Source organism: Micromonospora sp. NPDC048839 (assembly GCF_040649915.1).
Classification (GTDB): Bacteria; Actinomycetota; Actinomycetes; order Mycobacteriales; family Micromonosporaceae; genus Micromonospora.
In genome coordinates, this window is sequence record NZ_JBEZGL010000017.1 from 12,745 (window position 1) to 38,103 (window position 25,359).

Sequence of the window (25,359 nt, forward strand, 5' to 3'; positions counted from 1 at the left end):
CCGGCGCGGATGCTACGACTTCGAGGTGAACCGGACCAACGGCGCAGGCCGCTGACCATGGGTTCCAGGGCAGCGGGGCACCTGGAGCCGGCCCAGCGCGACCCGGGCCGGGCGACCTTCCTGGAGCTTTTCTTCGACCTGGTGTTCGTCTTCGCGCTCACCCGGATCTCCGCGCGCGCTTTCGAGGACCTGACCGACGGGCCGGCGCGGGAGCACGCCGCGGCGGCGATCACCGGGAGCGGCAAGACGTTGCTGCTGCTGCTCGCACTCTGGTCGGTCTGGCAGGGCACCGCGTGGACGACCAGCCGCTACGACCCTTACCGGGTGCCGCTGCAGACCGTGGTGATCACCGCGTTGGTGTGCAGCATGCTGCTCGGGGTGGCGATCCCCCGGGCCTTCAGCGACACCGCGCTGATGTTCGCGGTGGCGTACGTGGTCGCGCAGGTGACCCGACCGGTGATCCTGTCGCTCGCGCTGGGCGCCCACCCGTACCGCCGGCTGAAGGTACGCATGGCCGTGGTGTTCTCGGTCAGCGGGGTGTTCTGGATAACCGGGGCGCTGCTGAGCACCAACGCGCAGGTCACGCTCTGGACGGCGGCGCTGGCCATCGAGTATGTGGCCGCCCGGTGTGGCTGGCCGGTGCCGTGGTTGGGCCGCTCGACGATCTCCAAGTGGGAGATCGCCGGGGAACACCTGGCGGAGCGGTACCAGCAGTTCTTCCTCGTCGCGCTGGGCGAGACGATTCTGGTGGCGGGCTTCGCGTACAGCGAGGGACCGTACGAGTCGGGGCACGTGTGGGCGTTCGCGCTCGCGTTGGCCACGTCGATCATGCTGTGGCGGATCTACGTCCAGCGGGCCGGGCGGATCCTGGGCGAGGCGGTGGTGAAGGCTCGGCACCCCGCCACCATCGGCCGCTCGGCGGCCGACACCCACCTGGTGATGGTGGTCGGTCTCGCGGCCACCGCGATCGGCTACGAGCTGATCATCCAGCATCCGCTGGAGCAGATCCCGGGGGCGTGGCTGGCCATGGTGCTCGGTGGTCCGGCCCTGTTCCTGGCCGGGCGGGCCCGCCTGGAGTACGAGGTGTTCGCGCGGGTGTCCCCGTCCCGGTGGATCGCCCTGCTGGTGTTGGCGGTGTCGGCGGTGCCTCTGCTGTTCCTGCCCGGTGTTGCCGCGAGCGCGGTCGGGGTGCTGGTGTTGGCCGCCGTCGCGGTCGTCGACGCCCGTCGGGCGCACGGCGCCCCACCGGAGGCCGCCGCGCCGCCCTTCTGAGCCGGCACGGTACGACGACGTCCGGTCGAGCGGGGTCCAAGGGCCGGCGGCCGGCGGCCGGCGGCCGGCGGCCGGCGGTGACCGTGGGTCACCTCCGTGGGGGCGGATGCGCTAGTGAGCGGTATACCTCAGCGTCATATTCATACCTCTGAGGTATACCGCTCGACAGCACACCGGCCTGGCGGGCAGTCGAAGCGATGGCCAGCGCCCTTCGCCGCGACCCAGCCCCGTCTTGAGTTACGACCTGCTCGTCTAGTCTCGGCGGGTGACCTTCTCGCTCGTCGCCCGCTCCGCCGACGGTCGCCGGCACGGCGTCGTCGTCGCCAGCAAGTTCCTCGCCGCCGGGGCGCTGGTGCCGGCCGCCGCCGCCGAGGTCGGCGCTCTGGCCACCCAGGCGCACGTCAACCTCGCCTACCGTCCGCAGGGCCTCACCCTGCTGCGCACGGGGGTCGCCCCCGCCGACGTGGTGGCCGGGCTGATCGCCGCGGACCCCGAGCGGGAGCACCGCCAGCTCGGCGTGGTGGGCGTCGACGGAACGGGTGCCACCTGGACCGGGCCGGCCTGCCACCCGTGGGCGGGCGGACGGACCGGCGATGGCTGGGCCGCGCAGGGCAACGTACTGAGCGGCCCGGAGGTCGTCGACGCGCTGGCCGACGCCTGGCTGGCCGGGTCGGCGCTGCCGTTCGCCGAGCGGCTGGTCGCCGCGTTGCGGGCCGGCGACGAGGCCGGCGGGGACCGGCGAGGTCGGCAGAGCGCCGGCCTGCTGGTGGTCGAGCGCGGCGGCGGGTACGGCGGCACCAGCGACGTGCTTGTCGACCTCCGGGTGGACGATCACCCGGACCCGGTCGCCGAGCTGGGTCGGCTGCTCGCCGTGCACACCATGCTGTTCAGCCGGCCCGACCCGGCCACCCTGCTGGACCTGAGCGGCGCGGTCGCCGACGAGGTGGCGGCGTTGCTCGCGGCGCTGGGGCATCCGGAGACCGACGGTGGCACGGAAGCGGCGTTGGTCTCCTGGGCGGGGCTGGAGAACCTGGAGGAGCGGCTGGTGCCGGGCCGGATCGACCCGGTGGTGCTGACGCACCTGCGCGGCGTTGCCCCGCACGTCCCCGCACCCCGCGCCGCGAGCTGACCTCAACCGTCCAGCACCGCCCGAAGCCGGCACGCGAAGCAGCCAGCACCGCCCGACGCCAGCGTGCGCAGCAGCCAGCAGCCAGCGGGGTCAGCGGAAGCCGGCGGCGTCGACCTCGGCGCGGGGCGGGGCGGGCGCGGCGAGCATCTCGGTCAGCCGGCCGACTCCGGTCCACACGTGCGCGATCAACTCCCGGACCGTCCACGGTGCGCAGTTGGTGGGCCGGTCCAGGTCGGCGTCGACCAGCTCGGCGAGGATCTCGGTGAGCTGCGCGCACTCCGCGGAGAACGCCGCGCGGACCGGGTCCATCGGTCCGCTCAGCCCTTGACCCTGGGCACCAGCCGGTGCACGACGGTGAGCACCAGCGCCATCACCACCGCCATCGTGCCGGCGATCCCGGCGGCGCTGCCCGCGTACCCGACGAACAGGGGCTGGCGGCTCAGCTCGTCCGGGCCGGTGTCGCGCAGGCCGACCAGCCAGGTGAGGGACAGCCCGCAGGCGACCAGGGCGAGCACCCCGGCCGCCCCGAGCACCAGCGCGGCCATGCGGTGCGCGTCGCCGGGAGCGACCTCGGCCTGCTCCCGCTGGGTGATCAGCAGGACCAGCCCGGCCAGCGCCGCCCAGACACCCACCACCAGGTACGCGGCGATCGCGTCGCTGGGCCGGTGCCAGCCGGCGGAGAGGGTGGCGACGCCCGCGATGGCGGCATAGGCCGCGGCGAGGAAGGCACCGACCGCCCGCACCTTGGCCGGCAACACGAGCACGAGCGCGACCGCGACCGCCGCGGCGACCGTGGTGTGCCCGCTGGGCAGGCTGTTGCCCACCGCGGAGCGCTCCGGGTCGACGCCGTACTCGGGCCGGTTCAGCCCGTACTTCAGCAGCTGGGTCGAGACGTTCGCCCCGGCGATCAGGAGGGTCGCGGTGATCGCCAGGGCGATCCGTCCCCGGATCAGCGCGATGAACCCGATCATCGCGGTGGCGGCCAACAGGGAGACCACCGACATCGCGTTGAGGATCCGGTCGACGGGACCCTCGATGGTGTCCTGCCCGATCCGGTTGCCGGTGAGGGCGACCGTGTCCACCCACTGGCCGATCTCGGTGTGCACGGCGACCCGCCACACGGCGAGGAAGGCGGCCGTCTGGACGAGGGCCAGTACGACCAACCAGACCGCGGTCCAACCCCGTGCCGTCGCGCGCATCCGCACACCGTAGCGGCAGGTGTCGGCCAGCCGACCGGTGGCCCGCCGCCCGACGGCGGTTAGGTTGTGCCAGAGCGAGGAGGCGGCGATGGGCGGACCAGCGGAGCACGGCAGTGGCCAGGCCGCACCCGACCCGGACCAGCGGTTGGGCGCCGGCGGGCGGGCGCGGGCCGAGTCGCTCGCGGACCTGTTGGGCGGGCGGGGCGGCGCCGTCGACGCCACCCTGCCACCGCTCGCGTTCGCGGCGGGTTGGTTGCTGGGCGGCGAGTCGCTGTGGGGTGGGATCGGCGCGGCGCTGGCGGTGGGCGCGGTGGTGGCCGGCGTACGGCTGCGCCGGGGTGACCGGCCGCGCTCGGTGCTGATCGGACTGCTGGCCGTCTGCGTCGCGGCGTTGATCGCGGTGCGCACCGGCCGGGCCGAGGACTTCTTTCTCATTCAGGTGCTGTCCAACGCCGCCAGTGCTCTCGCCTGGGCGGTCAGCATCGTGGTGCGCTGGCCGCTGCTCGGTGTGTTGGTCGGCGGTGTGCTGGGCCAGCGCACCCGGTGGCGGCGCGACCGGGCGCTGCTGCGCGGCTACGGCCGGGCGAGTTGGGTGTGGACGGCGACCTACCTGCTGCGGCTGGCGGTGTTCGTGCCGCTGTATCTGGGTGGGCAGGTGCTCGCGCTGGTGGTGGCCCGGGTGGCTCTGACCTGGCCGCTGGTCGCCGCGGCGCTGGCATTGAGCTGGGTGGTGCTGCGGCGGTCGTTGCCGGCCGGGCACCCCGGTCTGCGTCACCCGGTGGGCGGAGAGCCAGGGGCGAACCGGGGCCGATCCGGGCGGGCGTAGGGCAAAAAAGTGGAGAGGCCGCCACGGGGGGAGCGGCCTCTCCGGTGACGTACGTTACTCCGTTGCGGACCTCGGCGTGATCCCGTGACGGCCCGAATTTCTGGGCTTTTTCGCGGTTGGCTCCAGTCCGGGCGGTGGGGTGGGCCAGCCGATCCGCTGCGTCGGCCAGATGGCTGGCCCACCCCGGCCTGACCGTGGGTGTCAGGCCGTCCGCCGGCCGGGGTCCGTCGTTCCTCGGACCCCGGGCCGGATCCCGGGGTGGGCGGTCCACGCCACCCACCCCGGGTCGTCGTCAGCCGTTCGGGAACAGGCTGCCGTAGTCGGCGTATGCCATGGCGACGTCCGCCTGTGCCCAGAACCGGTGGTAGTTGAAGCTGGGCTCCGCGCCACCGTCCAGGTACGCCTGCACCTTCGGCCAGTCCGGGTCGTTCTTGTAGAAGGACCGGAGGTCCAGGAAGCTCTTGCCGGCGGCGATGGTGTCGCCGTTCGGCATCTCCCCGGTCCAGCCCGGCGGGACGTAGACGCCCTGCCCGGTGGAGGCGTTGTAGGTGTCGTCGAAGCGCCGGTAGTCGCCACGCTTCTCCGTGGTGGAGACACCCTTGGCGTCGGCGGCGGCGGACAGCCCGTCGAGCAGCCCCTTGGCGGTCGTCTTGGCCGCCGCGTCACCCGACTTGGCCGCGTACGCGATCAGGATCCGGGCGTAGGCGGCGGCGACGCCGACGTCCTGGCCCTTGCTGATCACCTCGACGTGCAGGTTGGTGTTGGGCTGCGGGCTGGACGGGTTCCAGGTGGTCGGCTGACCGGTCCACGCCATGTCCGACGGGATCGACCAGTTGGTGCCGAGGGTGGTGTTGGCGATCGCCCACGGCACCCACTTGTCCAGCAGTGCCTTGGCCTTCGCGTTGCCGGTCTGCAGGTACAGCTCGGCGATGCGCTGCATCGACCAGGCCTGCATGCCGAACCACTGGTTGGACGGCGGGTCGTTGTAGACCGGGTCGACGTCGTAGAACATGCCGTAGAAGGTGCTGGTGCCGGCCGGCGGCTGGGCGTAACTGCCGTCCCAGCTGTTGGTGGCGCCACCGGCGATGCCGCCCTCGGCGGACTGGAGCCAGGTGTAGAACTCCAGCTGCCGTTCGAAGCTCTTGGTCCAGTCGGCGACCGCGGTCGACGACTGCGGCTTGAGCTCCGGGGTGTTGGTCAGCGCCCAGGCCGCGAACGGGTTCTGGTAGCCGAAGTGGTTGTGGCTGGAGCCGATCCGCCAGGACCAGTTCTGGCTGGCGTCGTACGCGCCGCCCCAGGCGTAGTACCAGGACAGCAGGTAGTGCGCCGATTCCCTGCCGGTGCCGGCGGCGCAGGTGCTGGCCCCGACGCAGTTGCCGATCTTCTTGAAGTACTTGTCGAACATCGCGTACCGCAGGTAGTCGCCCATCTTGGCGGCCTTGGTGATGGTGGCGGCGACGTCAGCCTGCTTGTTCTGCGCCTTGGCCCAGGTCAGCGCCCAGTACGCGGCCTGCACGGCGCGGGCGTCGGCGTCCGGGGCGTTCGTGTACTTCCACTGCTTGGCGGGGGCGCCGGTGTCCTTGACGAACAGGTCGAGGTAGCCGTACTGACCGCCGTGCGCGAAGGTGTCGCAGGACGGCTGCGGGATGGTCTCCCACACCGACTCCTGGGTGCCCCGCTGGAAGGTGTTGATGTACGCCGGCTTGGTGGTGCCGTCACCGCAGCGACCGAAGCCGTAGGTGTTGTCGACGTCCATCAGCCAGTGCATGCCGTAGATGTCGCCGGTGCCGTAGGTGGACTGCAACTCCGAACGCAGCGGGTCCTGCCCGACCGGGATGTTCGCGTTCAACGCCGACGGGTACTGGCTGGGCAGGTTGTACTCCGCGGCGTACTGCGGGGTGCCGGCGGAGCCTGCGGTGGGCTGATCGGCGTGCGTCGGGATGATGTACTTTTCCATCACCGTCCAGGCGTTGTTGAACGGCGCCCAGTTCTGGGTGACGCGTCCGTAGTTCGCCTCCAGCCAGAGCCAGAAGCTGAACGCCTCCGAGGTCGTCTCGTGCCCGTGGTCGGGCGCCTCGACGATCAGCGTCTCCACCGAGTGGTACGGCACGCCCTCGGGGCTGAAGTAGCCCGAGTTCTTGATCTTGCCGTACTGCTCGAGGAACTTCGCGATGTAGGTGTTGTCGCCACCGGGGGTGTCGTTGTCGATCTCGGTGGCGCTGACCGCCAGCGAGGCGAGACCGGTGGCGGAGGCGGTGATGGTGGCGGCGCCACCGAGGGTGTCGGTGTCCTCCGCCGCGGCGACCGTGACGGTGACCCCGGTGTTCCAGTTGCTCGGGGTCAGCGTGGCGGTGCTCGGCGAGACCGTGACGTCGGTGTCGCCGGTGCGGGTGAGGGTGACCGGCACGTTGGCCGTCGGCGCGGCGCTGAGCTTCAGGTTGAAGGTGGAGGTGCCACCCTCGCTGACGCTCACCGCGGACGGCGTGGCGACGAGTGTCGGGCCGTTGGCGGCGCCGACGGTGAACGCCTTCTCGTCGACCCCGATGCCGTTGGCGTTGTCGTACGCCTTTGCCTGGACGGTGTAGCTGCCGGCCGGCAGGTCCTCCTGCGTGTAGGCGTACGGCGCGGAGGTGTCGGTGTTGATCAGCAGGCCGTTGCGGTAGAACTCGACCTTGCTGATCGTCCCGTCCGGGTCACTGGCGGTGGCGGTCAGCGGCACGTCGGCCGGCGCGGTGAACGGCCCGGTCGGCAGGCCGAGGGAGACCGTCGGCGGCAGGTTGGCCGGGGTGCCGTTGCACGGGGTGCCGTTGAGCGTGAACGAGGTGGGCTTCGGGTTGCTGCCCGAGTGGGAGCCGTTGAAGCCGATGGTGGTGGAGGCACCGGTGCCGAGGTTGCCGTTGTACGACTCGTTGGTCGCGGTGACCTCGCTGCCGGACTGGCTGAACCTGGCCGACCAGCCCTGGGTGACCCGCTGGCTGCTGTTCGGGAAGGTCCACTTGAGCGTCCAGTTGCTGACCGCGTCGCCCAGGTTCTTGATCGTCACGTTGGCGGTGAAGCCGGTGTTCCAGTCATTGGTCGCGTAGACCACGTCGCAGGCGGGCGCGGCCTGCGCGGCGCCGGCGGGCAGGGTCACCCCGCCGGCGGCGAGCGCGGCGGCAGCAATGATCGCCACTCGACGGCGTCTTGCCAGTTGTCTCATGTGCGCGGTGTCTCCTCGGACCAGGCCGGGACGGTCCCCGGCGAAGGCGCCTGCCCGCGAGGGTGGTGGTCCGCGGGAGATTCGAGGCGCCGGGAAGGTGGTCTCCCCCGGGCCCGGCCGGGGTAGGGCGGTGCGGCCCGCACGGGAGGGGGTCCCGCCGGCTGCGATCGGGTGACCGTGACCGGGATCGTGCTGCCGGCTGCCCTCGGTAGAACCCGCGCTCACGCGATGTGGCTCCTGTCGCGTTGAATCGACAGTCTGCCATGGAAGCGCTCCCACAACAAGCGCACACGCCACTCGTTCAGCCCGTTGTTTCGATCTCGTTTTGGGTCTTTCACAAAGCGGTGACGGGCGTTACAGTCGCAACATCGGTCGATGGGAGCGCTTCCATCGACAAGGTTCCAACAAGAAGATCGCTGGGGTCGTTTCTGACGGGCTCGGCGAACCAACCCGAGGGCCGACGACGGGCCAGCCCGGACGCCGTCGTCAGCCATCGTCCCGCCTTACGGAGGGAGGTGGAACCAGAGCCACTCGCGTGGCCCGGCTCCCGCGCGACACGCACGGCAGGACCCAAATTCCGCCCGTGTGTGTGCAGTTACGGTGGGGACGGGGGTTGCCCTCCCCCGTCCCCACACTAAACCCCCGTACACGATGGGAAAAGAGGCCGACGGGACAGGCGCGCCGCGCCGCCCGGCGGCCTCGTTCGCTGTCTGGGGCCCCCAACCGCCTCGACCCGCCATCGCCGGCCGCCATGACGGCCCGCTGACCGGGCCGGCCGCCCCTGGCCTATTCTGGGAGCGCTCCCGAATCTCGGCGGTGGCCCCGTATCCATGAGGAGAATCCATGTCGATACCTACCGGGCCCGCCGGCCCACTGCGCTTCCCCGACAACTTCGGCTGGGGCGCGGCCACCTCGGCGTACCAGATCGAGGGCGCCGCGAAGGAGGACGGGCGCGGAGAGTCCGTCTGGGACACCTTCAGCCGCGTCCCGGGCAGCACCCGTAACGGCGACACCGGCGACGTGGCCGCCGACCACTACCACCGGTACGCCGAGGACCTCGACCTCATGCGCGACCTCGGGCTGCGCAGCTACCGCTTCTCCATCTCCTGGCCACGGATCCAGCCCGACGGCAGCGGCCTGCCCAACCAGCGCGGGCTCGACTTCTACCGCCGGCTCATCGACGGCCTGCACGAGCGGGGCATCGCCCCGATGGCCACCCTGTTCCACTGGGACCTCCCGCAGGCACTGCAGGACGCCGGCGGCTGGGAGTCGCGCGACACCGCCCACCGCTTCGCCGACTACGCCGACGTGCTCTTCCGCGCCCTGGGCGACCGGGTGCCGTCGTGGCTCACCATCAACGAGCCCAAGACCGTGGTGCAGAACGGCTACCTCACCGGTCACCACGCCCCGGGCCGACAAGACCCGGACGCCGCCTACCTGGTCGCACACCACCTGCAACTCGCGCACGGTCTCGCCGTCGGCACGCTGCGGGCCAGCGGCAGCGACAGCCGGATCGGCCCCGCGCTCAACCTGCACCCCTGCTACCCCGCCGACGACTCCGCGCAGGCGGCCGCCGCCGCCCACCTCTACGACGGCTACGAGAACCGCCTCTACCTCGACTCCCTGCTCAAGGGCAGCTACCCGGAGGACCTGCTGGCCGACCTGGGTCCGCAGAGCCGGATGGTCCAGGGCATCCGCGACGGCGACCTGAAGATCATCTCGGCGCCGATCGACCTGCTGGCCGTGCAGTACTACACACCGATCTACGTCACCGGCGACGGCGGCACCGTACGACGCTGGGCGACCACCGAGGCCGAGTGGCAGCAGATCTACCCCGACGGGATGTACGACCTGCTGACCCGGGTCACCCGCGACTACGGCCCGATTCCCCTCACCATCACCGAGAACGGCCTGCCCACAGCGGACACGCTGGGGGCGGACGACACCGTCCAGGACACCGGCCGGATCAGCTTCCTGCGCGACCACCTCACCGCCGTGCACCGGGCCATCTCCGCCGGGGTGCCACTGGAGAGCTTCCACGTCTGGTCGCTGCTCGACAACTTCGAGTGGGACGCGGGATACGACCAGCGCTGGGGGCTCGTCTACGTGGACTACCCGACCCAGCGGCGGGTGCTCAAGAGCAGCGCCACCTGGTACCGCTCCGTCATCACCGACGGCGGCTTCTGAGCGGGCCGCCACCCGGAGTGCCGGGCCCGGACGGCTCGGCTCGGGTGAGCCGGTGACCGTCCGGGTCCCGGACCGGCCGCTCAGCGGGGCAGCGCCTGCTGCAACTCCGCTCGCAGCGCCGGGGTGAGCATCTCCCCCGCCTGCTTGGCCAGCCGGGCCATCTCGTAACCCACCACACCGATGTCCGCGTCCCCGGCGGCCAGCGTCGCCAGGATCGAACCGTCGCGGATCTGCATCACCAGGAAGTAGCCGCGGCCCATCTCGACCACCGTCTGCTTCACGATATCGCCGTCGAACATCTGCGCCGCGCCAGCCGTGATGCTCATCAACCCGGAGGTCACCGCCGCGAGCTTGTCCGCGTTGTCGCGCGGCAGATGATCGGAGATCGCCACCAGCAACCCGTCCGAGGAGACCACCACCGCGTGCGCCACACCCGGCACCCGGTCCGCGAACGCGCTCACCAGCCAGCTCAGGTCACGCGCCTCCTGGCTCAACGTCGTCACTGTCGTCGTCCCCCTTCGTCGTGCACCCCGGGCGGTGGCCCGGAAATCTCGGTGGTGTCCTCGGCCTCGGCGCGCCGCACCCCGCTGTAGAGCCGGGAGAGCATGCCACCGACCGCTTCCGGGTCCAGGTCGACGCGGTTCGGCGCCGAGGTCGGTTGTGCCGTACGGGTGACCGCGCTCAACTGCGCCATCGGCACCCGCACCGGAAGTCCGCGCTCGTTCGTGCCGGCGGTCACCGGGATGGCCGGCGGCACCGCCGCGGCGGGCACCGCCGGAGCGGACGGCCCCTGTCGCGACCACCAGCCCGCCCCTGCGCCGGGATCGCCGGCCGGGGTCAGCACGTCCTCGGAGCGCACCGGCACCGGACGGGCCTGACGGGGCACGGCCGCCCCCGGCCGCCGGCCGGCCACCGGTAGGTCCCGGGCACCGAAGCCCGCTGCCGGCGCGTCTGCCTCCCGGGAGCCCCCGGGCGGTGCCGCCATCTCCCGCGCGGCGCTCGTCGCCAGCATCCGGGCCGGCGCGGGTGGATCCAGCTCCACCGGACCCTCCGGCGCCAACAGCACCGCGGGCAGCACGAGTCGGGCGACCAGGCCGTCCTGTCCCCCGTCGAGGCGCACGCTGACGCCCAGCCGGGCGGCCAGGTGGCTGACCACGAACAGACCCATCCGCTCCACCGCCGCGACATCCGCGGCCGGAGGGCTGGTCAGTACCGCGTTCGCCTCGGCCAGCGCGGCCGGGCTCATGCCGAGACCACTGTCGACTATCTCGATCAGCGCGGTCGCGGCCTCGACCCTGGCGGTCACCACGACGAGGGTGTCCGGGCGGGAGAAGGCAGTGGCGTTCTCCAGCAACTCGGCCAACAGGTGCACCAGTTCGCCGACGGCGTGCCCGACCACATGCCCGTCGGACACCGACTCGATGCGGACCCGCTGGTACTGCTCGATCTCCGCGGCGGCGGCCAGCAACATCGAACCGATGCCGACCGGCCGGTTCCACCGCCGGGTCGAGTCGGTGCCGGCGAGCACCAGCAGACTCTCGTCGTTGCGGCGCATGCGGGCGGCCAGGTGATCGAGCTTGAACAGGTTCTCCAACTGGTCCGGGTCGCTCTCCTCACGCTCCAGGTCGTCCAGCAGCTCCAGTTGGCGTTCCACGAGCACCTGGCTACGGCGGGCCAGGTTGACGAACATCGCGTTGACGTTGCGCCGCATGAGCGCCTGCTCGACGGCGACGGTGACGGCGCTGCGGTGCACCGCCACGAACGCCTCCGCCAGCTCGCCGATCTCGTCGAGCGAGCGGACCACCGCGGGCGCGACGTCGATGGCGGGCACCCCACCGGTGACGGTCTTGAGGCGGTCCAGCGCGTCCGGCAGCTCGACCTGCGCGATCCGGAGCGCCTGACTCCGCAGCAACCGCATCGAACGGGCCACCGACCGTCCGATGAGCAACGAGATCAGCAGGGCGACCAGCAGGACCACGACGATGCCGCCGACGACCAGCAGGGTGGCCCGAAGCTGACCGCTGCTGGCGTCGTCGGCCTGCCGCACCGCGTCGTCCAGCACCCCCGCCTCGAGCTGGCGCAACAGGTCCTGGCGCTGCTGGCTGGCCGCCCACCACTGCTCCGACGGCAGCACCTTCGGCACCGCGTCGCTGGCCGGCAGGCTGCGTTCCTCCAGCCGCGTCGCGACCTGGAACTCCGGAGTCACCGTGGTCTCGTCGTAGCGGCGGATCTGGTCGTCGGTCGCGGCCACCCGGAACGCGCCGAGCGCGGTCAGCTGTTGGCCGCGCAGGTCCGCGAGGAGCACCCGGTCCTCGGTGCCGTACCCGCCGGCGCGGGAGGCGGCGTAGAGCTGGGCGCGCAGCCGGGAGGAGAGTTCCTTGACCCGGGCCAGCTGCACGTAGCGCAGGACCGCGTTGTTCAACGCGGGCTGGTCCTGACCAGGGGTCGGCTCGGCCAGCAGGTCGAGCATCGCGCTGACCGCCCGGTGGTAGTTGCTCAGGATCGTGTCGCTGCTGAGCACCGCCGGCGGGATCGCCGGCCGGATGTCGACAACCTGGTCGTACGCCTCCATCGCCTCGGAGTAGGCGACCCGCCAGGACGCGTCGGCGTCCGCGAGCGGCTCGGCGGCCCGACGCAGGTCCACGATCGCCCGGTCGGTCACCGTCTGCAACGGCTTCAGGTTGGACGCGGCGTTGTCCCGGTCGCCGCCCCCGCGCCGCTCACCCAGCTCCCCCGCCGAGCGGTCTCGTTCCTGCTGGAGCTGGTGCACCACGGTGGTGATCTGCCGGCCGATGCCGACCTGGCGGGAGAAGTCGTTCAACGCCGTCGTCCGCCCGACCAGTGCGCTGGTCTGCACCCCGGCGAGCACCAGGAACGCCATCGACGGCACCATCAGCACGGTCGCCAGCTTCGTGCTCATCCGCCAGTCCCGCAGCCGGAACGGTGACCGACGCCGATGTGGCACGACTCGGACGTCGAAGCGGCGTCGGCGGTGGCTCGACACCGTGCCGCTCGCCGGGTCGGAACCCACCGCCACCCTGCCTCCTCGGTCCTACCGCGTCCACCGCGGTCCGGGGAGCGCAGTCCATCCAACCAGGCTCGGGAGCGCTGTCAACGGCCCGGGCGACGCGGAGGTTCAGGAAGGATACTGCGGGTGGGAACGTCCTGCCGTGGTCGGCAAGACCAGCTCGTCCGTCCGGCCGATGTCGGCGAGCCCGATCGCGTCTCCGAACCGGCCCAGCGCCACAAGCGCCGCCCCGGTGGCACCGATCTCCGGGTTTCGCTGGTGCGACACCGGTCGCGGTGCCAGCGCGGCGGCGAAGGCCTGCCGCCACCACACCGAGGCGGCCACCGCACCGCCGCCCAGCACCACGCCCACCGGTTTGTCGATGGTGGATTCCAGCACCGCGAGATCCTCGGCGACCAGGTCACACAGGCCCTGCATCAGCCCGGCCAGGATGTCCACCGAGGTGGTGCTGAAGCTGAGGTCGCGGAGCTGCCCGCTGCCCGCCGGCAGCAGACCGGGCGGCCGGTCGCCACCGAAGCGCGGATCGGCCGGTCGGCCACCGCCCACCGGCACCAGCGCCAGCGCCGCGTCCAGCTCAGCGCCCTGGGGCAACCGCAGCTCCCGGTTCGCCCAGGCGAACAGGTTGCCGCCGCAGGCGTACGCCGCGCCGGTGACCACGTGGTCGTGGTCGACCCGGTAACGCCACAGACGCTCGGGGAGCCGGGGCATCGGCTCGCCGGCCGGGATGCGCTGCATCAGCCGTACGGCCGCCGAGGTGCCCACGGTGACCGCGGCCCGGCTCGGGTCGACGCAGCCCGAGCCGACGTTCGATGCCCCACCGTCGCCCACCGGCGGTGACCACCGGGCCTGCGCCAGCTGCGGCCACCGGCGGGCCCTCTCGGCCCGGAGCCGGCCGTGCCAGTCCAACCCGCCGAGAGCCGGCAGGTCCCCCGGCCGCGCCCCGGCCAGCGTCAGCGCCTCCTCGTCCCAGCGCAGGGTGCGCAGGTCGAGCAGACCGGTCCCGGAGGCCTGGGACACCGACATGGGCGCGTCGTCGAGCAGCTCGCCCAGCACGTACTCCGGCAGGCCGACGAACCGGGCGATCGGGCTGCCGGACTGCTCGCGCAGCCAGGGCAACCGCATCGACCAGTACGAGCGGTGCCACCAGCAGCCGGTGCGCTGGTGGAAGCCGTCCGGGTCGGAAGGCCCCGCCGTACCGCCGACCGGCGCGGGCCGGGTGTCCAGCCAGGTGACCACCGGACCCATCGGGGTGCCGTCGCGGTCGAGCGGCAGCACCGAGTGCCACTGGGCGGAGACCGCCACCAGGTCCACGTCGTGCAGGTGGCCCGCGTCGGCCAACTCGTCGAGGCACTCGATCAGGCAGGCGAGGTAGCCGGGGCCGGACAGCGTGCCGGTGCCGTCGTCGCCGATGGCGAGGTCGACCTTGCGCCGGGCCAGGGCACCGGGCAGCGGACGGCTGTCGGGGTCCAGCACGAGCCCGCGTACCGAGGAGGTACCCAGGTCGAGCGCGAGAATGTTCATCGCCGGTCAAGTTACCCGGTGCCAGGCGGGCGCCGGGCGCGTAGGGTGGATCACATGCTCGCGCATCCGACCTGCTGGTGGCCCGCCGACCCGGCGGGCACCCTTCGCGCGTAGCTTCATCCACGCGGCCGCCATCGAGGCGGCCGCCGGATCTCCCCGGCCCGGATGGCCGCCTCGACCGGCGGCGCCCGGCCCCACGGAGACACTCGATGACCCACCTGACCGACCTGCTCACCGCCGTGACCAGCGGCGCCGATCCGGGACCCTTCGCGTTGCTGCGCCGCGAGGGCGCGGACGAGCTGGAGTTGTTCACCGGCCCGGTCGACACCGTCGAGCGCCTGGCCGACATTCCGCTGCCATCGGGCACGCCCGGAGCACGGACGCTGGCCCTGGTGCCGTACCGCCAGATCACCGAACGCGGCTTCGCCTGCGTCGACGACGGCGCTCCGCTGGAGTGCCTCCAGGTCCGCGAGCATCGGCGGATCCCGCTGGCCGACGCCCTGGCCACGCTGCCCGACGAACCGGTCCGCACCAGCGACGCCGCCTTCGACGTCACCGACGAGGAGTACGCCCGGACCGTGCAGCGGGTGCTCGCCGAGGAGATCGGCCGCGGCGAGGGCGCGAACTTCGTCATCCACCGCACCCTGCACGCCACCGTGCAGGGCCGACCGCTGGTGGCCGCGCTGGCCGCGCTACGCCGGTTGCTGGTGGCCGAACGCGGCGCGTACTGGACGTTCGTCGTGCACACCGGCACCCGGACGCTTGTCGGTGCCAGCCCGGAGCGGCACGTGAGCGTCGACGACGGGCTGGTCATGATGAACCCGATCAGCGGCACCTTCCGCTCCGGCGGCGGCACCGCGGACCGGGCGGCGCTGCTGCGCTTCCTCGCCGACCCGAAGGAGGTCGAGGAGCTGTACATGGTGCTCGACGAGGAACTGAAGATGATGGCCACCGTCGCCGAGGACGGCGGCCAGGTGATCGGCCCGTACCTGAAGGAGATGTCGCACCTGGCGCACACCGAGTACCTGCTGGCCGGGCGGGGCACCCGCGACGTTCGGGAGGTGCTTCGCGAGACGATGTTCGCCCCGACCGTGACCGGCAGCCCGATGGAGAACGCCTGTCGGGTGATCGCCCGACACGAGGGCCGCGGCCGGAGCTACTACGCCGGGGTGCTGGCGCTGCTCGGTCACGACGAGGCCGGTCGGCAGACGCTGGACGCGCCGATCCTGATCCGTACCGCCGAGATCTCCCCCACCGGCCACCTGCGGGTGCCGGTGGGCGCCACCCTGGTCCGACACTCGACGGCGGCGGGTGAGGTGGCGGAGACGCACGCCAAGGCCGCCGGTGTGCTGGCCGCGCTCGGCCTCGGGCCGGCGGCGTCCGCCGGCGGCGGCCCGGTCGCCCGGCTGGCCGACGACCCGGAGGTACGCGACGCGCTGGCCGCGCGCAACGCGCCGCTGGCGCGGTTCTGGCTGGACCAGCGGGCGCCGGGGGCGTCCGGGTTGCCCGGACTGGTCGGCCGCCGAGTGTTGATCGTGGACGCCGAGGACACCTTCACCGGGATGCTGGCCCACCAACTGGGCGCGCTGGGCCTCGCGGTGAGCCTGCGGCCGTGGCACGCGGGTGGTCCCGTCGACGGCTACGACCTGGTGGTGGTCGGCCCCGGGCCGGGTGACCCGGGCAGCCTGGACGAGCCGAAGATGGTGGCGCTGCGGGAGTTGCTGGCCGAGTTGCTGGCGACCGGGCGGCCCACCCTCGCGGTCTGCCTCGGCCACCAGGTGCTGGCCGGGCTGCTGGGGCTGGCCCTGCACCGCCGCGAGGCGCCCTACCAGGGGACGCAGCGGGAGGTGTCGCTGTTCGGGCGGGAGCGCCGGGTGGGGTTCTACTCCACGTTCACGGCGCGCGCGGACGAGGACCGGGTGGCCAGCGCGTACGGGCCGGTGGAGCTGGCCCGGGACGCGGGCGACGGCGCGGTGCACGCCCTCCGGGGGCGCGGCTTCGCCGGTGTGCAGTTCCACCCGGAGTCGGTGCTCAGCCCGGACGGGCTCGCGGTGCTCAGCGAGCTGCTGACTGATCTGCTGCCGGCACCGAGCGCCGACGAGCTGTCCGCCACGGGCGGGCGCGCATAGCCGTCCCGTCGCCGGGTAGAGCGGGATGCGACCGGTGGCGTGGACGGGCCGAGAGCCCCCGCCCGCGCCACCGGTCGCCTCCCGTCGTCAGCCGGCCATGCCCGCCTTCAGCGCGGTGCCGAGCAGCACCGCACGTCGGGCGGTCAGCGCGCAGGCCCCGAGTGCCACGGCGTCCGGGGCGATCTCCCCGTTGTTGCTCGTGTGCGAGGCACCGTACGGGTTGCCGGCGATGAACTGGCTGGTGTCGGTGTAACCGGGGGCGACCACGACGCCACCCCAGTGGTAGAAGACGTTGAAGAGCGAGGTCAGCGTGGTCTCCTGCCCGCCGTGCGAGGTCGCCGTCGAGGTGAAGGCGGCGTAGACCTTGTTGGCAAGCGCACCCTGTGCCCACAGCGGACCGGTGGTGTCGATGAACTGCTTCAGCTGGGCCGCGATCATGCCGTAGCGGGTCGGAGCACCCATGATCACCACATCGGCCCAGGCCAGGTCGTCGACCATCGCCTCGGGAACGTCCTGGGTCTCCAGGTGATGCGCCTGCCAGCCGGAGTTGGAGCGGATCGCCTCGTCCGGCGCCAGCTCGCGGACCTTACGCAGGCGTACGTCGGCGCCGGCATCTCCGGCAGCCTCGCAGACAGCCTGCGCCATCTGGTACGTGATGCTGGTGGCGCTGTAGTAGATCACCGCTACCTTGGTCTGGGCAGCCATCAGATGTCCCCTTCTCGTCTCGGGTCAGCTCCCGCGACTACCCGCTGGGCGCGACCTCTAACGGCAGGGCAAGCGGACCCCTGTTCCGGTCCGCCGGCTCAAGTTTTCCGCAACTTCCCGACTGTTTCGACCCCGCGCCCCGTACGGACGGCGATCCTGATGTCACCGGTGCCGGCGGGAACCAATCGTCGCCCCGCACCGGGCACCTGAACGGGGGATCGCGCTTCGCCAGCAACGGAGCTGGCGCAGCGCGATCAGGGGGCCGAGCCCGGGCCGCCGCCGCTCAGCGGACCAGGGCCACCATCAACCGTTCCACCTCGGCCGCCGGATCGGCGGTGAGCCCGGTGTGCACCGGCCCGGTCTGGATCATCGTGCTGCGCGGAGCGGCCAGCCAGTGGAACCGCTCACCGAGCCGCATCCGGGTCGCCGGCCCGTCGCCGGAGCAGGTCCGGTCGAGGGACGAGAGCACGGCGGCCACCGCCGGCAGGTCGACGTCCGGCGCCAGCGCGCGGACCCGGTCGGCGTCCAGGTGCGTACGCGCGGCCAGGAAGTCGCGCTGTTGGCAGTAGAGCAGCACCCCGACGTTGATCTGTTCGCCGCGCTCGATGCGGGGCACCAGCCGGATCAGCGCGTACTCGAAGGGGTGCCTCATGCCGCGCTCCCCTGCGGCAGCCAGTCGGCGGTGCGGACGACCCGGCGGGACAGATGTTCCAGGTACGCGGCGCGAGCGGCGTCGGCCGTCTCGAAGTCGGCGGCGGTCAGCCACTCCCCCGGCACCAGCGCCAGCACCTCGGTGAGCAACTCCGGGGTGACCCGGGGCGCCAACTCGGCGTCGGCGTCGGCCAGCCGGGAGGCGTACGGCGCGAGCACGTGGTCGTCAGCCCGGTAGGCACGGTGCACGGCCGCCTCGGCTCGCGGCCAGTTGTGGTGGAAGTACAGCGAGGCCCCGTGGTCGATCAGCCACAACTCCCGGTGCCAGACCAGCAGGTTGGGGTTGCGCCAACTCCGGTCGACGTTCTCCACGTACGCGTCGAACCAGAGCACCCGGGAGGCCAGCACCGGGTCGACGGGGTGCGCCAGCGGGTCGAAGCCCAGTGCCCCGGGCAGGAAGTCCATCCCCAGGTTGGCCCCGCCGCTGTTGCGCAGCAACTCCTGCACCTCCTGGTCGGGCTCGGCTCGCCCGATGACCGGGTCGATGTCGAGCACGACCAGCGGGGGCACCCGCAGCTCCAGACGGCGGGCCAACTCGCCGCAGATCACCTCGGCGATCAGCGCCTTGGGTCCCTGGCCGGCGCCGCGGAACTTCGCCACGTACGTGCCCAGGTCGTCGGCCTCCACCACGCCCGGCAGCGACCCACCCTCGCGCAGCGGGGTGACGTAGCGGATGGCGGTGACCTGGCGGAGCACGCCGCCCACCCTACTGGGGCCGGCCGGGACGGGTGGCGGGCCGCCCCAGACCGGGACGCGCGGGTCAGTCGATCTTGTCGCGCAGCTTGTCGACCTGGGTCTGCAGGCGGTCCACCGCGTTCTCGTTGTTGACGAAGGTGGTGATGCCCGCGGCGAGGCCCAGGCCGATCAGCACCGCCAGGATGCTGAGCACCAGACCGCCGATCGACACGCCACGCCCGGTGACCCCGGGTCGGCGTGCCATCTTGAGGCCGACGATGCCGAGGATGATCCCGATGATCCCGAGCACCAGCCCCAGCCAGGCGAGGATCGCGGTCAACACACTGAACAGGCCGGCCACCCCGAAGACCAGTGCGAAGGTGGCGGCCGCGCTGGTCTTGGCATCGGTGGACGCCCGGTGTGCCCGGGACCCGGCCGATACGCCGGCACCCCGTGCCGGTTCGCTTGCGGCAGTCATGAGACTCCCCTTTCGTACGCGCGGCTCGCGTACTTCCGGTCGGCCGCCTACCCTCCGGACCTGCGGTTATGCCACCCGAGGTGGTGCTGCCGGTCAGGGGGCGTCGACACGGGGATACCGCCGGAGCAGCCGGGTCTTGGCCAGGACGGCGTCGACGGCGGCGTCGAGGGACTCCTGCGCCGCGGGCACGCGCAGCCGCTCGAACAGCTCGGCGGGCGGGTTCAACCGCTCGTCGGACAGGTAGCCGTACTCGTCGACGACCTCCCCGTCACCACACTCGGCCAGGGCGACCGTCGCGGTGATGGCCAGCGCGTGGGACACCGTCGTTCGATCGGACGTCACCCACGCGAACATGCCGGTCTCCGGGTCCTCCGTTCGCGGCTCGTACTGCGAGACGCCCACGAGAGCAGCCGCATCCCAGTCGGGGATCTCGAGGTACACGTCGACGCCGGCGAACCGGTCATGGAACGGATCGACCCGCTGCCCGAGCACCGACGGAGCAACCGGACCGCTTGTCCCACCCCTGAGCCTGGCCATGCTCGCCTCGCGTACCTCGACACGCCGTCGCGCGTCCGGCCAGCCGAGCAACTCGGCCAGCCGGACGCCCGTCAGATCGACCGCGTCGCGAAGGACGAACGCTCGGTTCACCCGGCTGTTCCACTCGATCGCCATCGCCCGACCGTAGCCGCACGTGCCGGATCCAGCCTGCCGCTTTTGCGGTGGATCCCCGTGCGGACAGCGGGGCTCGCGCCACCGCCTCGTCCCGCCGGGGGTCCGCTGTCGGTCGGGTGGCCTACCCTGACGCAGCAACCTCCGGGGAAGGAGCCCGATGACCGGGGAGCTCACCGCATCCGAGGCGCTCGGTCTGCGGATGACAAGCCTGCTGCTGCGCCCGCATCCGAGCACCCGACCCGCTGGTGTCGCCGACGTCGTCGAGTGGTTCGGCGCGATGCAGGCACAGGACCTGGCCAGTGGGCTGTGGTCACTGGGCGCGCGGCTGGCTGGCCGGACCGTCACGGACGTGCAGGCGGCCCTGGAGCGACGCGAGGCGCTGCGCACCTGGCCGATGCGGGGCACCGTGCACCTGGTCCCACCCGCCGACGCCCGCTGGATGCTGGAGCTGACCGGGGTTCGCTCACTGGCCGGCGCGGCGACCCGCCGGGCACAGCTCGGGCTCACCGAGGCCGACGCGGATCGGGCGGTCGACGTCCTCGGCACCGCGTTGACCGGCGGCGGCCGGCTCACCCGCGCACAGTGCCTGGCGACCCTGCGCGAAGCCGGCCTGGGCACCGACGGGCAACGCGGCTACCACCTGCTCTGGTACGCGAGTGTGCGCGGAGTGACCTGTGTGGCACCGAACGTCGGCACCGACCAGACCTTCGCCCTGCTCGACGAGTGGGCGCCGGAGCAACGTCGGCTGGAGCGGGACGAGGCGTTGGCCCTGCTCGCCCACCGCTACGTCCGGGGGCACGGGCCGGTCACCGACCGCGAGTTCGCCGGCTGGACCGGCCTCACCCTGACCGACGCCCGGCGCGGCCTGGCCGCGGCCGGCGACCTGCTGGGCACGGTACGGGTCGACGGCGCACCGATGCACGTCGACGCGGCGCTGGCCGGTGCGCCGCGCACTCCGCCCGATGACGTGCTGGCGCTGCCCGGCTTCGACGAGTACCTGCTCGGCTACCGGGATCGCACGCTGATGCTCGACCCGGCGCACCAGGCGGCCGTGGTGCCGGGCAACAACGGCATCTTCCAGGCGACCGTGGTCCGCTCCGGCCGCGTGGTGGGCGTGTGGAAGCGCAAGGTGGGCCGGGCCGCGGTCACCATCACGGTCCAGCCACTGACCCCGATGGCGGCCGACGAGCGGGCCCGCGTCGAGCAGGCACTACGTCGGTACGCCGACTACCTGGGGCTGCCGCCCCGCTTCGACTGGCCGACCTGAGCGCTGCTCACCCCGGCCCGGTCCGGCCTGGTCCGGTCCGGCCCGGCCTGGCCTGGCCTGGTCCGGCCTGGCCTGGTCCGGGCCGGTCAGCCTGGTCCGGCCTGGTCGGGCGGGCGTCAGTCCTCGGCCGGGCGCGCCGACCGCGCGTCACCCGATGGTGGGCGTGCCGACCGCGCGTCACCCGATCGTGGACGCGCCGCGTTGAGCAGGTCGACGACCCGGGCCACCCGGGGGTCCGCGCGGATCTGCGCCACGCCGGCGGGCAGCGGCAACCGCCAGTTCGGATATTCGTCGACCGTGCCCGGCAGGTTGGGCTGGCGTACCTCGCCCAGCACGTCGTAGAGGGAGACGCCGAGCAGGCGAGCCGGGCTTGCCGCGAGCGCGGCGTGCATCGCCACCACCACCTCGCCGTCGTGGGACGCCCCGGCCGGCCGGTCCAGCGCCGGATCGGAGGTCGCGGCCGAATCGGGTGCCGCGGCCGGATCGGGTGCCGCATCCGGGTCGGGCAGGAGGCGCTCGGTCCGCAGCATCGTGAGCAGGCGCTCCCGGTCGGCGACGGCGCGAGCCCGCTCCACCGCCACGTCGGTGTCGAGCAGCTTCAAGTCGTCGCGTACCCGCACGTGCTCGCCGGTGAGGAAGCCCGGCGCGGTCGGCAGGTCGTGGGTGGAGATCGTGGCGAGAGCGTTGCGCGGCCACCGGGCCGGCGGGACGAAGTCACCCTGGTCGTCGCGGGCGAACCACAGCACCGTCGAGCCGAGCATGTTGCGCCCGCGCAGACCACGGGTCACCGCCGGTTGGACCGTACCCAGATCCTCGCCGACCACCACGGCCTCGGCACGGTGCGCCTCCAGCGCGAGGATGCCGAGCATCGCCTCGGCGTCGTAGCGCACGTAGGTGCCCTCGGCGGCCCCGCCGCCCGGCGGCACCCACCACAGCCGCCACAGGCCGGCGACGTGGTCGACCCGCAGGCCGCCCCCGTGCCGCAGGGTCCGGCGCAACATGTCCCGGTACGCGGCGTACCCGGTCGCCGCGAGCCGGTCCGGGCGCCACGCCGCGAGCCCCCAGTCCTGGCCGAGCTGGTTGAAGTCGTCCGGCGGCGCGCCGACCCGGACGCCCTGGGCCAGCACGTCGGCGAGCTGCCAGCCGTCCGCGCCACCCGGGTCGATGCCGACCGCCAGGTCGTGCACCACGCCGACCGGCATCCCGGCGGTACGAGCCGCCGCCGTGACGGCGTCGAGCTGCTCGTCGCACAGGTGTTGCAGCCAGGCGTGGAAGGCCACCCGATCGGCGAGCTGGCGGCGCTGCTCGGCGACCGCCGGGGCGTCCGGGTGGTGCAGCTCCGCCGGCCAGGCCCGCCAGTCGTTGCCGTGCCGCTCGGCCAGGGCGCACCAGGTGGCGAAGCTCGCCAGCGCCGGGTCCGCGGCGAGGTCGACCGGCTGGGCGTACGGGTGCAGCAGCTCCAGGGCGTGCCGCTTGGCCGTCCACACCTGGTCGTAGTCGATCAGGTCCCCACGGTCGGGCCGCAGGGCGTCGACCACGGCCCGGGTCGCCGGGTCCGCCGCGGTGTACGCGGCGGTGTCGCTGACCCGCAGGTAGAGCGGATTGACGAAGCGGCGGCTGGCCGGCGAGTAGGGGGATGCGGCGACCGGGTGCGCCGACCCGACCGCGTGCAGCGGGTTGAGCAGCACCAGCCCGGCACCGGTGGCCCCGGCCCAGCCGGTGAAGTCGGCGAGGTCGCCGAGGTCGCCCATGCCCCAGGAGCGTTCCGAGCTGAGCGCGTAGAGCTGGAGCATCCAACCCCAGGTGCGCGGCGGCACCGGCAACCGACGGGGCACCACGACAAGCGTCACCTCCCGGCCGGCGCAGCTCAACCGGTGCCAGCCCAGCGGCAGGTCCCCCGGCAGCTCGCTGTCGACGGCACGCCGGCCGCCGTCCTCCAGGGTCACCACCCCCGGGCCGGGCAGCGCCCGCGTCGCGCCGTGGGTGAGCACCACGGTCGCCGGCAGCGCGCTCCGGTCGACCGCGCGGGCGGCGGCGAGCGCGTCGGCCACGGCGGTCGGGCTGGTGGCGTCCACGCCGAGCAGTCCGAGCACGCCCACCACGGTCTCCGGTGCGACCTCGACGCGACGGTGCCGCCAGTCCTCGTACCAGGTGGACACGCCGTGCGCCTTGGCCAGCGCGGTCAATCGTCGGTCCATCCCGCCCCCCGCCTCACAAAGCGACCCAAACACCTTCCCACGACCGGCGGCGCGGCGCAGGACACGCCCCGCGCCCCGCACGCCGCGCCCCGTCGATGTGGCACCGTCAGTCGGCGAGCGCGCCGGCCGCGCGGCCCTCGTGGAGGGTCAGGTTGCGGCCGGTGGCCGGGTCGAACAGGTGGATCTTCTCCAGGTTGAACCAGACCCGGCGGGACTGTCCCTCGGCCACCGGTGACTCCGCGGACAGCCGGGTCACCAGGTTGCCACCGGCACCGGCGAAGTCGGCGGCACCGGCGTCGGCGGCCAACTCCTCCAGTTCGGCGGCGCTGGCCTTCTCGCCCTCCACGGTGAAGTAGACGTACTTGTCCGAGCCCATCGACTCGACGATGTCGACAGGCGCCTCGAACTCCATGCCCCGGCGGCGGGTGTCGTCGTCGACAAGTTCGGCGTCCTCGAAGTGCTCGGGGCGGATGCCGAGGATCAGCTCCCGGGGTGCGTCGGCCGCCTCCAGCTCGCGGCGGACCCGGTCGCCGAGCGGCACGTCACCCAGGGCCGTGTGCAGGCTGCCGTCCTGTACGGCGGCGTGCAGAAAGTTCATCGACGGGGAGCCGATGAAGCCGGCCACAAAGAGGTTGCGCGGGTGGTCGTACAGCTCCTGGGGAGGGCCGACCTGCTGCACCGCGCCGCCGCGCATGATCACCACGCGGTCGCCGAGGGTCATCGCCTCGGTCTGGTCGTGGGTGACGTAGACGGTGGTCGTGCCGAGTTGCTTCTGCAACCGGGACACCACCGTGCGCATCTGCACCCGCAGCTTGGCGTCGAGGTTGGACAGCGGCTCGTCCATCAGGAACGCCTTCGGCTGGCGGACGATCGCCCGGCCCATCGCCACCCGCTGCCGCTGCCCGCCGGAGAGGTTGGCCGGCTTGCGGTCCAGCAGGGTGGTCAGCTCCAGCACCTTGGCCGCCTCGTCGACCTTCTGGTTGATGGTCTCCTTGTCCAGCTTCGCCAGCCGCAGCGGGAACGCCATGTTCTCCCGCACGGTCATGTTCGGGTACAGGGCGTACGACTGGAAGACCATGGCGATGTCCCGGTCCCGGGGAGCCTTGTCGTTGACCCGCTGGCCGCCGATGCGCAGCTCGCCGGAGCTGATGTCCTCCAGGCCGGCGATCATGTTGAGGGTGGTGGACTTGCCGCAGCCCGAGGGGCCGACCAGGATCACGAACTCGCCGTCGGCGATCTCCAGGTCGACGTCCTGCACGGCGACGGTCCCGTCCGGGAAACTCTTGCTCACCTTGTCGAGCACGATGTCAGCCATGACTACTCACCTATCCCTTGACTGCGCCGGAGGTCAGGCCGGACACGATGCGGCGCTGGAAGAAGAGGACGAACAGGATGATCGGAACGGTGATCACGACGGCGGCGGCGCAGATCGCCCCGGTGGGGTCCTCGAACTGCGACGCGCCGGTGAAGAACGACAGCGCGGCCGGCACCGTGCGGGACCGCTCGGTGGAGGTCAGCGAGATGGCGAACAGGAAGTCGTTCCAGCAGAAGATGAACACCAGGATCGCCGTGGTGAACAACCCGGGCGCGGCCAGCGGGGCGATCACCCGGCGGAATGCCTGGGCCTGCGTGGCGCCGTCCATCTTCGCCGCCTTCTCCAGGTCCCACGGGATCTGCTTGAAGAACGCCGACAGCGTGTAGATCGCCAGCGGCAGCGCGAAGGTGATGTACGGCGTGATCAGCCCGAGCCAGGTGTCGAAGATGCCGATCGTCCGCTCGATCTCGAACAGCGGTGACACCAGCGACACCTGCGGGAACATCGCGATCAGCAGGGAGACGCCGACCAGCACCTTCTTGCCGGGGAAGTCCAGCCGACTGATCGCGTACGCGGCCATCGCGCCGAGCACCACCGCGATCAGCGTGGCGATCAGGGCGATGCCGATCGAGTTGACGAGCGCCCGGACGAACTGGTCGGTGTCGAAGATCGTCTTGTAGTTGTCGAGCGTCCACTCTCGAGGAATGAAGTTCCCGTCGGTGAGGGTGGCCGGCGTCTTGAACGACAGCGACGCGATCCACAGCACCGGGACGAGCGCGAAGACGACCACGACGACGTCCAGCAGACCCCAGCGCAGCTTCGCTCGGGTGGTGGTTTCGACGGCCATG

General features: G+C 72.3%; 19 protein-coding genes and 1 pseudogene. 6 read left to right on the top strand and 14 right to left on the bottom strand.

The genetic code is table 11. The annotated features are described in order from the left end of the window. Nucleotides 1-57 precede the first annotated feature (57 nt). Both AB0C25_RS26995 and AB0C25_RS27000 read left to right on the top strand, forming a co-directional pair. Nucleotides 58-1,272 carry a low temperature requirement protein A gene (locus tag AB0C25_RS26995; RefSeq protein ID WP_357376990.1) on the top strand — a complete coding sequence of 405 codons (1,215 nt, stop codon included), beginning with the start codon at nucleotides 58-60 and terminating at the stop codon, nucleotides 1,270-1,272. Nucleotides 1,273-1,537: 265 nt separating this feature from the next. Continuing rightward, complete coding sequence (locus tag AB0C25_RS27000; protein WP_357376991.1) at nucleotides 1,538-2,401, top strand: DUF1028 domain-containing protein; 864 nt, start codon at nucleotides 1,538-1,540, stop codon at nucleotides 2,399-2,401. 96 nt (nucleotides 2,402-2,497) lie between these two features. On the opposite strand, the pseudogene AB0C25_RS27005 reads toward AB0C25_RS27000, so the two are convergent. Both AB0C25_RS27005 and AB0C25_RS27010 read right to left on the bottom strand, forming a co-directional pair. Further along, nucleotides 2,498-2,710: pseudogene (locus tag AB0C25_RS27005) on the bottom strand (maleylpyruvate isomerase N-terminal domain-containing protein); the annotation flags it as partial. An 8-nt stretch (nucleotides 2,711-2,718) separates the two neighbouring features. After that, entirely contained in the window at nucleotides 2,719-3,606 is an 888-nt protein-coding gene (locus AB0C25_RS27010; RefSeq protein WP_357376992.1) for a phosphatase PAP2 family protein, read from the bottom strand. Between the two features lie 82 nt (nucleotides 3,607-3,688). Here AB0C25_RS27010 and AB0C25_RS27015 point away from each other — a divergent pair, with 82 nt between their 5' ends. After that, entirely contained in the window at nucleotides 3,689-4,426 is a 738-nt protein-coding gene (locus AB0C25_RS27015; protein WP_357376993.1) for a DUF3159 domain-containing protein, read from the top strand. A gap of 292 nt (nucleotides 4,427-4,718) precedes the next feature. Here the strand turns inward: AB0C25_RS27015 and AB0C25_RS27020 are convergent, their stop codons facing one another. Beyond that, nucleotides 4,719-7,625 carry a glycoside hydrolase family 48 protein gene (locus AB0C25_RS27020; protein WP_357376994.1) on the bottom strand — a complete coding sequence of 969 codons (2,907 nt, stop codon included), beginning with the start codon at nucleotides 7,623-7,625 and terminating at the stop codon, nucleotides 4,719-4,721. A gap of 843 nt (nucleotides 7,626-8,468) precedes the next feature. Between AB0C25_RS27020 and AB0C25_RS27025 the strand changes: the two genes are divergently transcribed. Then, on the top strand, nucleotides 8,469-9,812 hold the full coding sequence (locus AB0C25_RS27025; protein WP_357376995.1) for a GH1 family beta-glucosidase: 1,344 nt from the start codon (nucleotides 8,469-8,471) through the stop codon (nucleotides 9,810-9,812). An 80-nt stretch (nucleotides 9,813-9,892) separates the two neighbouring features. Here the strand turns inward: AB0C25_RS27025 and AB0C25_RS27030 are convergent, their stop codons facing one another. The 3 genes from AB0C25_RS27030 to AB0C25_RS27040 all read right to left on the bottom strand — a co-directional run bounded on the left by AB0C25_RS27030 (nucleotide 9,893) and on the right by AB0C25_RS27040 (nucleotide 14,361). Beyond that, entirely contained in the window at nucleotides 9,893-10,306 is a 414-nt protein-coding gene (locus AB0C25_RS27030; RefSeq protein ID WP_357248782.1) for a roadblock/LC7 domain-containing protein, read from the bottom strand. A 5-nt stretch (nucleotides 10,307-10,311) separates the two neighbouring features. Continuing rightward, entirely contained in the window at nucleotides 10,312-12,732 is a 2,421-nt protein-coding gene (locus AB0C25_RS27035; protein WP_357376996.1) for a nitrate- and nitrite sensing domain-containing protein, read from the bottom strand. Nucleotides 12,733-12,948: 216 nt separating this feature from the next. Next, nucleotides 12,949-14,361, bottom strand: coding sequence for an FGGY family carbohydrate kinase (locus tag AB0C25_RS27040; RefSeq protein ID WP_357376997.1), 1,413 nt, complete (start codon nucleotides 14,359-14,361; stop codon nucleotides 12,949-12,951). 209 nt (nucleotides 14,362-14,570) lie between these two features. Between AB0C25_RS27040 and AB0C25_RS27045 the strand changes: the two genes are divergently transcribed. After that, the gene (locus AB0C25_RS27045; RefSeq protein WP_357376998.1) at nucleotides 14,571-16,490 is read left to right on the top strand and encodes an anthranilate synthase family protein; all 1,920 of its coding nucleotides are present in this window, start codon (nucleotides 14,571-14,573) and stop codon (nucleotides 16,488-16,490) included. Between the two features lie 87 nt (nucleotides 16,491-16,577). Here the strand turns inward: AB0C25_RS27045 and wrbA are convergent, their stop codons facing one another. The 5 genes from wrbA to AB0C25_RS27070 form a co-directional block, all read right to left on the bottom strand. Further along, nucleotides 16,578-17,195 (bottom strand): NAD(P)H:quinone oxidoreductase, encoded by a 618-nt coding sequence (wrbA, locus tag AB0C25_RS27050; protein ID WP_357248453.1) that lies wholly within the window; start codon nucleotides 17,193-17,195, stop codon nucleotides 16,578-16,580. A 283-nt stretch (nucleotides 17,196-17,478) separates the two neighbouring features. After that, entirely contained in the window at nucleotides 17,479-17,847 is a 369-nt protein-coding gene (locus AB0C25_RS27055; RefSeq protein ID WP_357376999.1) for a DUF3037 domain-containing protein, read from the bottom strand. Beyond that, the gene (locus AB0C25_RS27060) at nucleotides 17,844-18,602 is read right to left on the bottom strand and encodes a HipA family kinase (RefSeq protein ID WP_357377000.1); all 759 of its coding nucleotides are present in this window, start codon (nucleotides 18,600-18,602) and stop codon (nucleotides 17,844-17,846) included. The genes AB0C25_RS27055 and AB0C25_RS27060 overlap by 4 nt, the downstream gene beginning before the upstream one ends. 64 nt (nucleotides 18,603-18,666) lie before the next feature. Then, nucleotides 18,667-19,059, bottom strand: a complete 393-nt coding sequence (locus tag AB0C25_RS27065) for a hypothetical protein (protein WP_357377001.1) — start codon at nucleotides 19,057-19,059, stop codon at nucleotides 18,667-18,669. A gap of 93 nt (nucleotides 19,060-19,152) precedes the next feature. Beyond that, a complete protein-coding gene (locus tag AB0C25_RS27070; protein WP_357377002.1) occupies nucleotides 19,153-19,731 on the bottom strand; it encodes a hypothetical protein in 579 nt (192 codons plus the stop codon). A 157-nt stretch (nucleotides 19,732-19,888) separates the two neighbouring features. On the opposite strand from AB0C25_RS27070, the gene AB0C25_RS27075 reads away from it, so the two are divergent. Further along, on the top strand, nucleotides 19,889-20,998 hold the full coding sequence (locus AB0C25_RS27075; RefSeq protein WP_357377003.1) for a winged helix DNA-binding domain-containing protein: 1,110 nt from the start codon (nucleotides 19,889-19,891) through the stop codon (nucleotides 20,996-20,998). 116 nt (nucleotides 20,999-21,114) lie between these two features. On the opposite strand, the gene malQ is transcribed toward AB0C25_RS27075, so the two are convergent. From malQ to AB0C25_RS27090, 3 genes are all read right to left on the bottom strand, one after another. After that, nucleotides 21,115-23,196, bottom strand: coding sequence for a 4-alpha-glucanotransferase (malQ, locus tag AB0C25_RS27080; RefSeq protein ID WP_357377004.1), 2,082 nt, complete (start codon nucleotides 23,194-23,196; stop codon nucleotides 21,115-21,117). A 106-nt stretch (nucleotides 23,197-23,302) separates the two neighbouring features. After that, nucleotides 23,303-24,511 carry a sn-glycerol-3-phosphate ABC transporter ATP-binding protein UgpC gene (gene ugpC / locus AB0C25_RS27085; protein WP_357248469.1) on the bottom strand — a complete coding sequence of 403 codons (1,209 nt, stop codon included), beginning with the start codon at nucleotides 24,509-24,511 and terminating at the stop codon, nucleotides 23,303-23,305. Nucleotides 24,512-24,521: 10 nt separating this feature from the next. Next, complete coding sequence (locus AB0C25_RS27090; protein WP_357248472.1) at nucleotides 24,522-25,358, bottom strand: carbohydrate ABC transporter permease; 837 nt, start codon at nucleotides 25,356-25,358, stop codon at nucleotides 24,522-24,524. Nucleotide 25,359 lies beyond the last annotated feature (1 nt).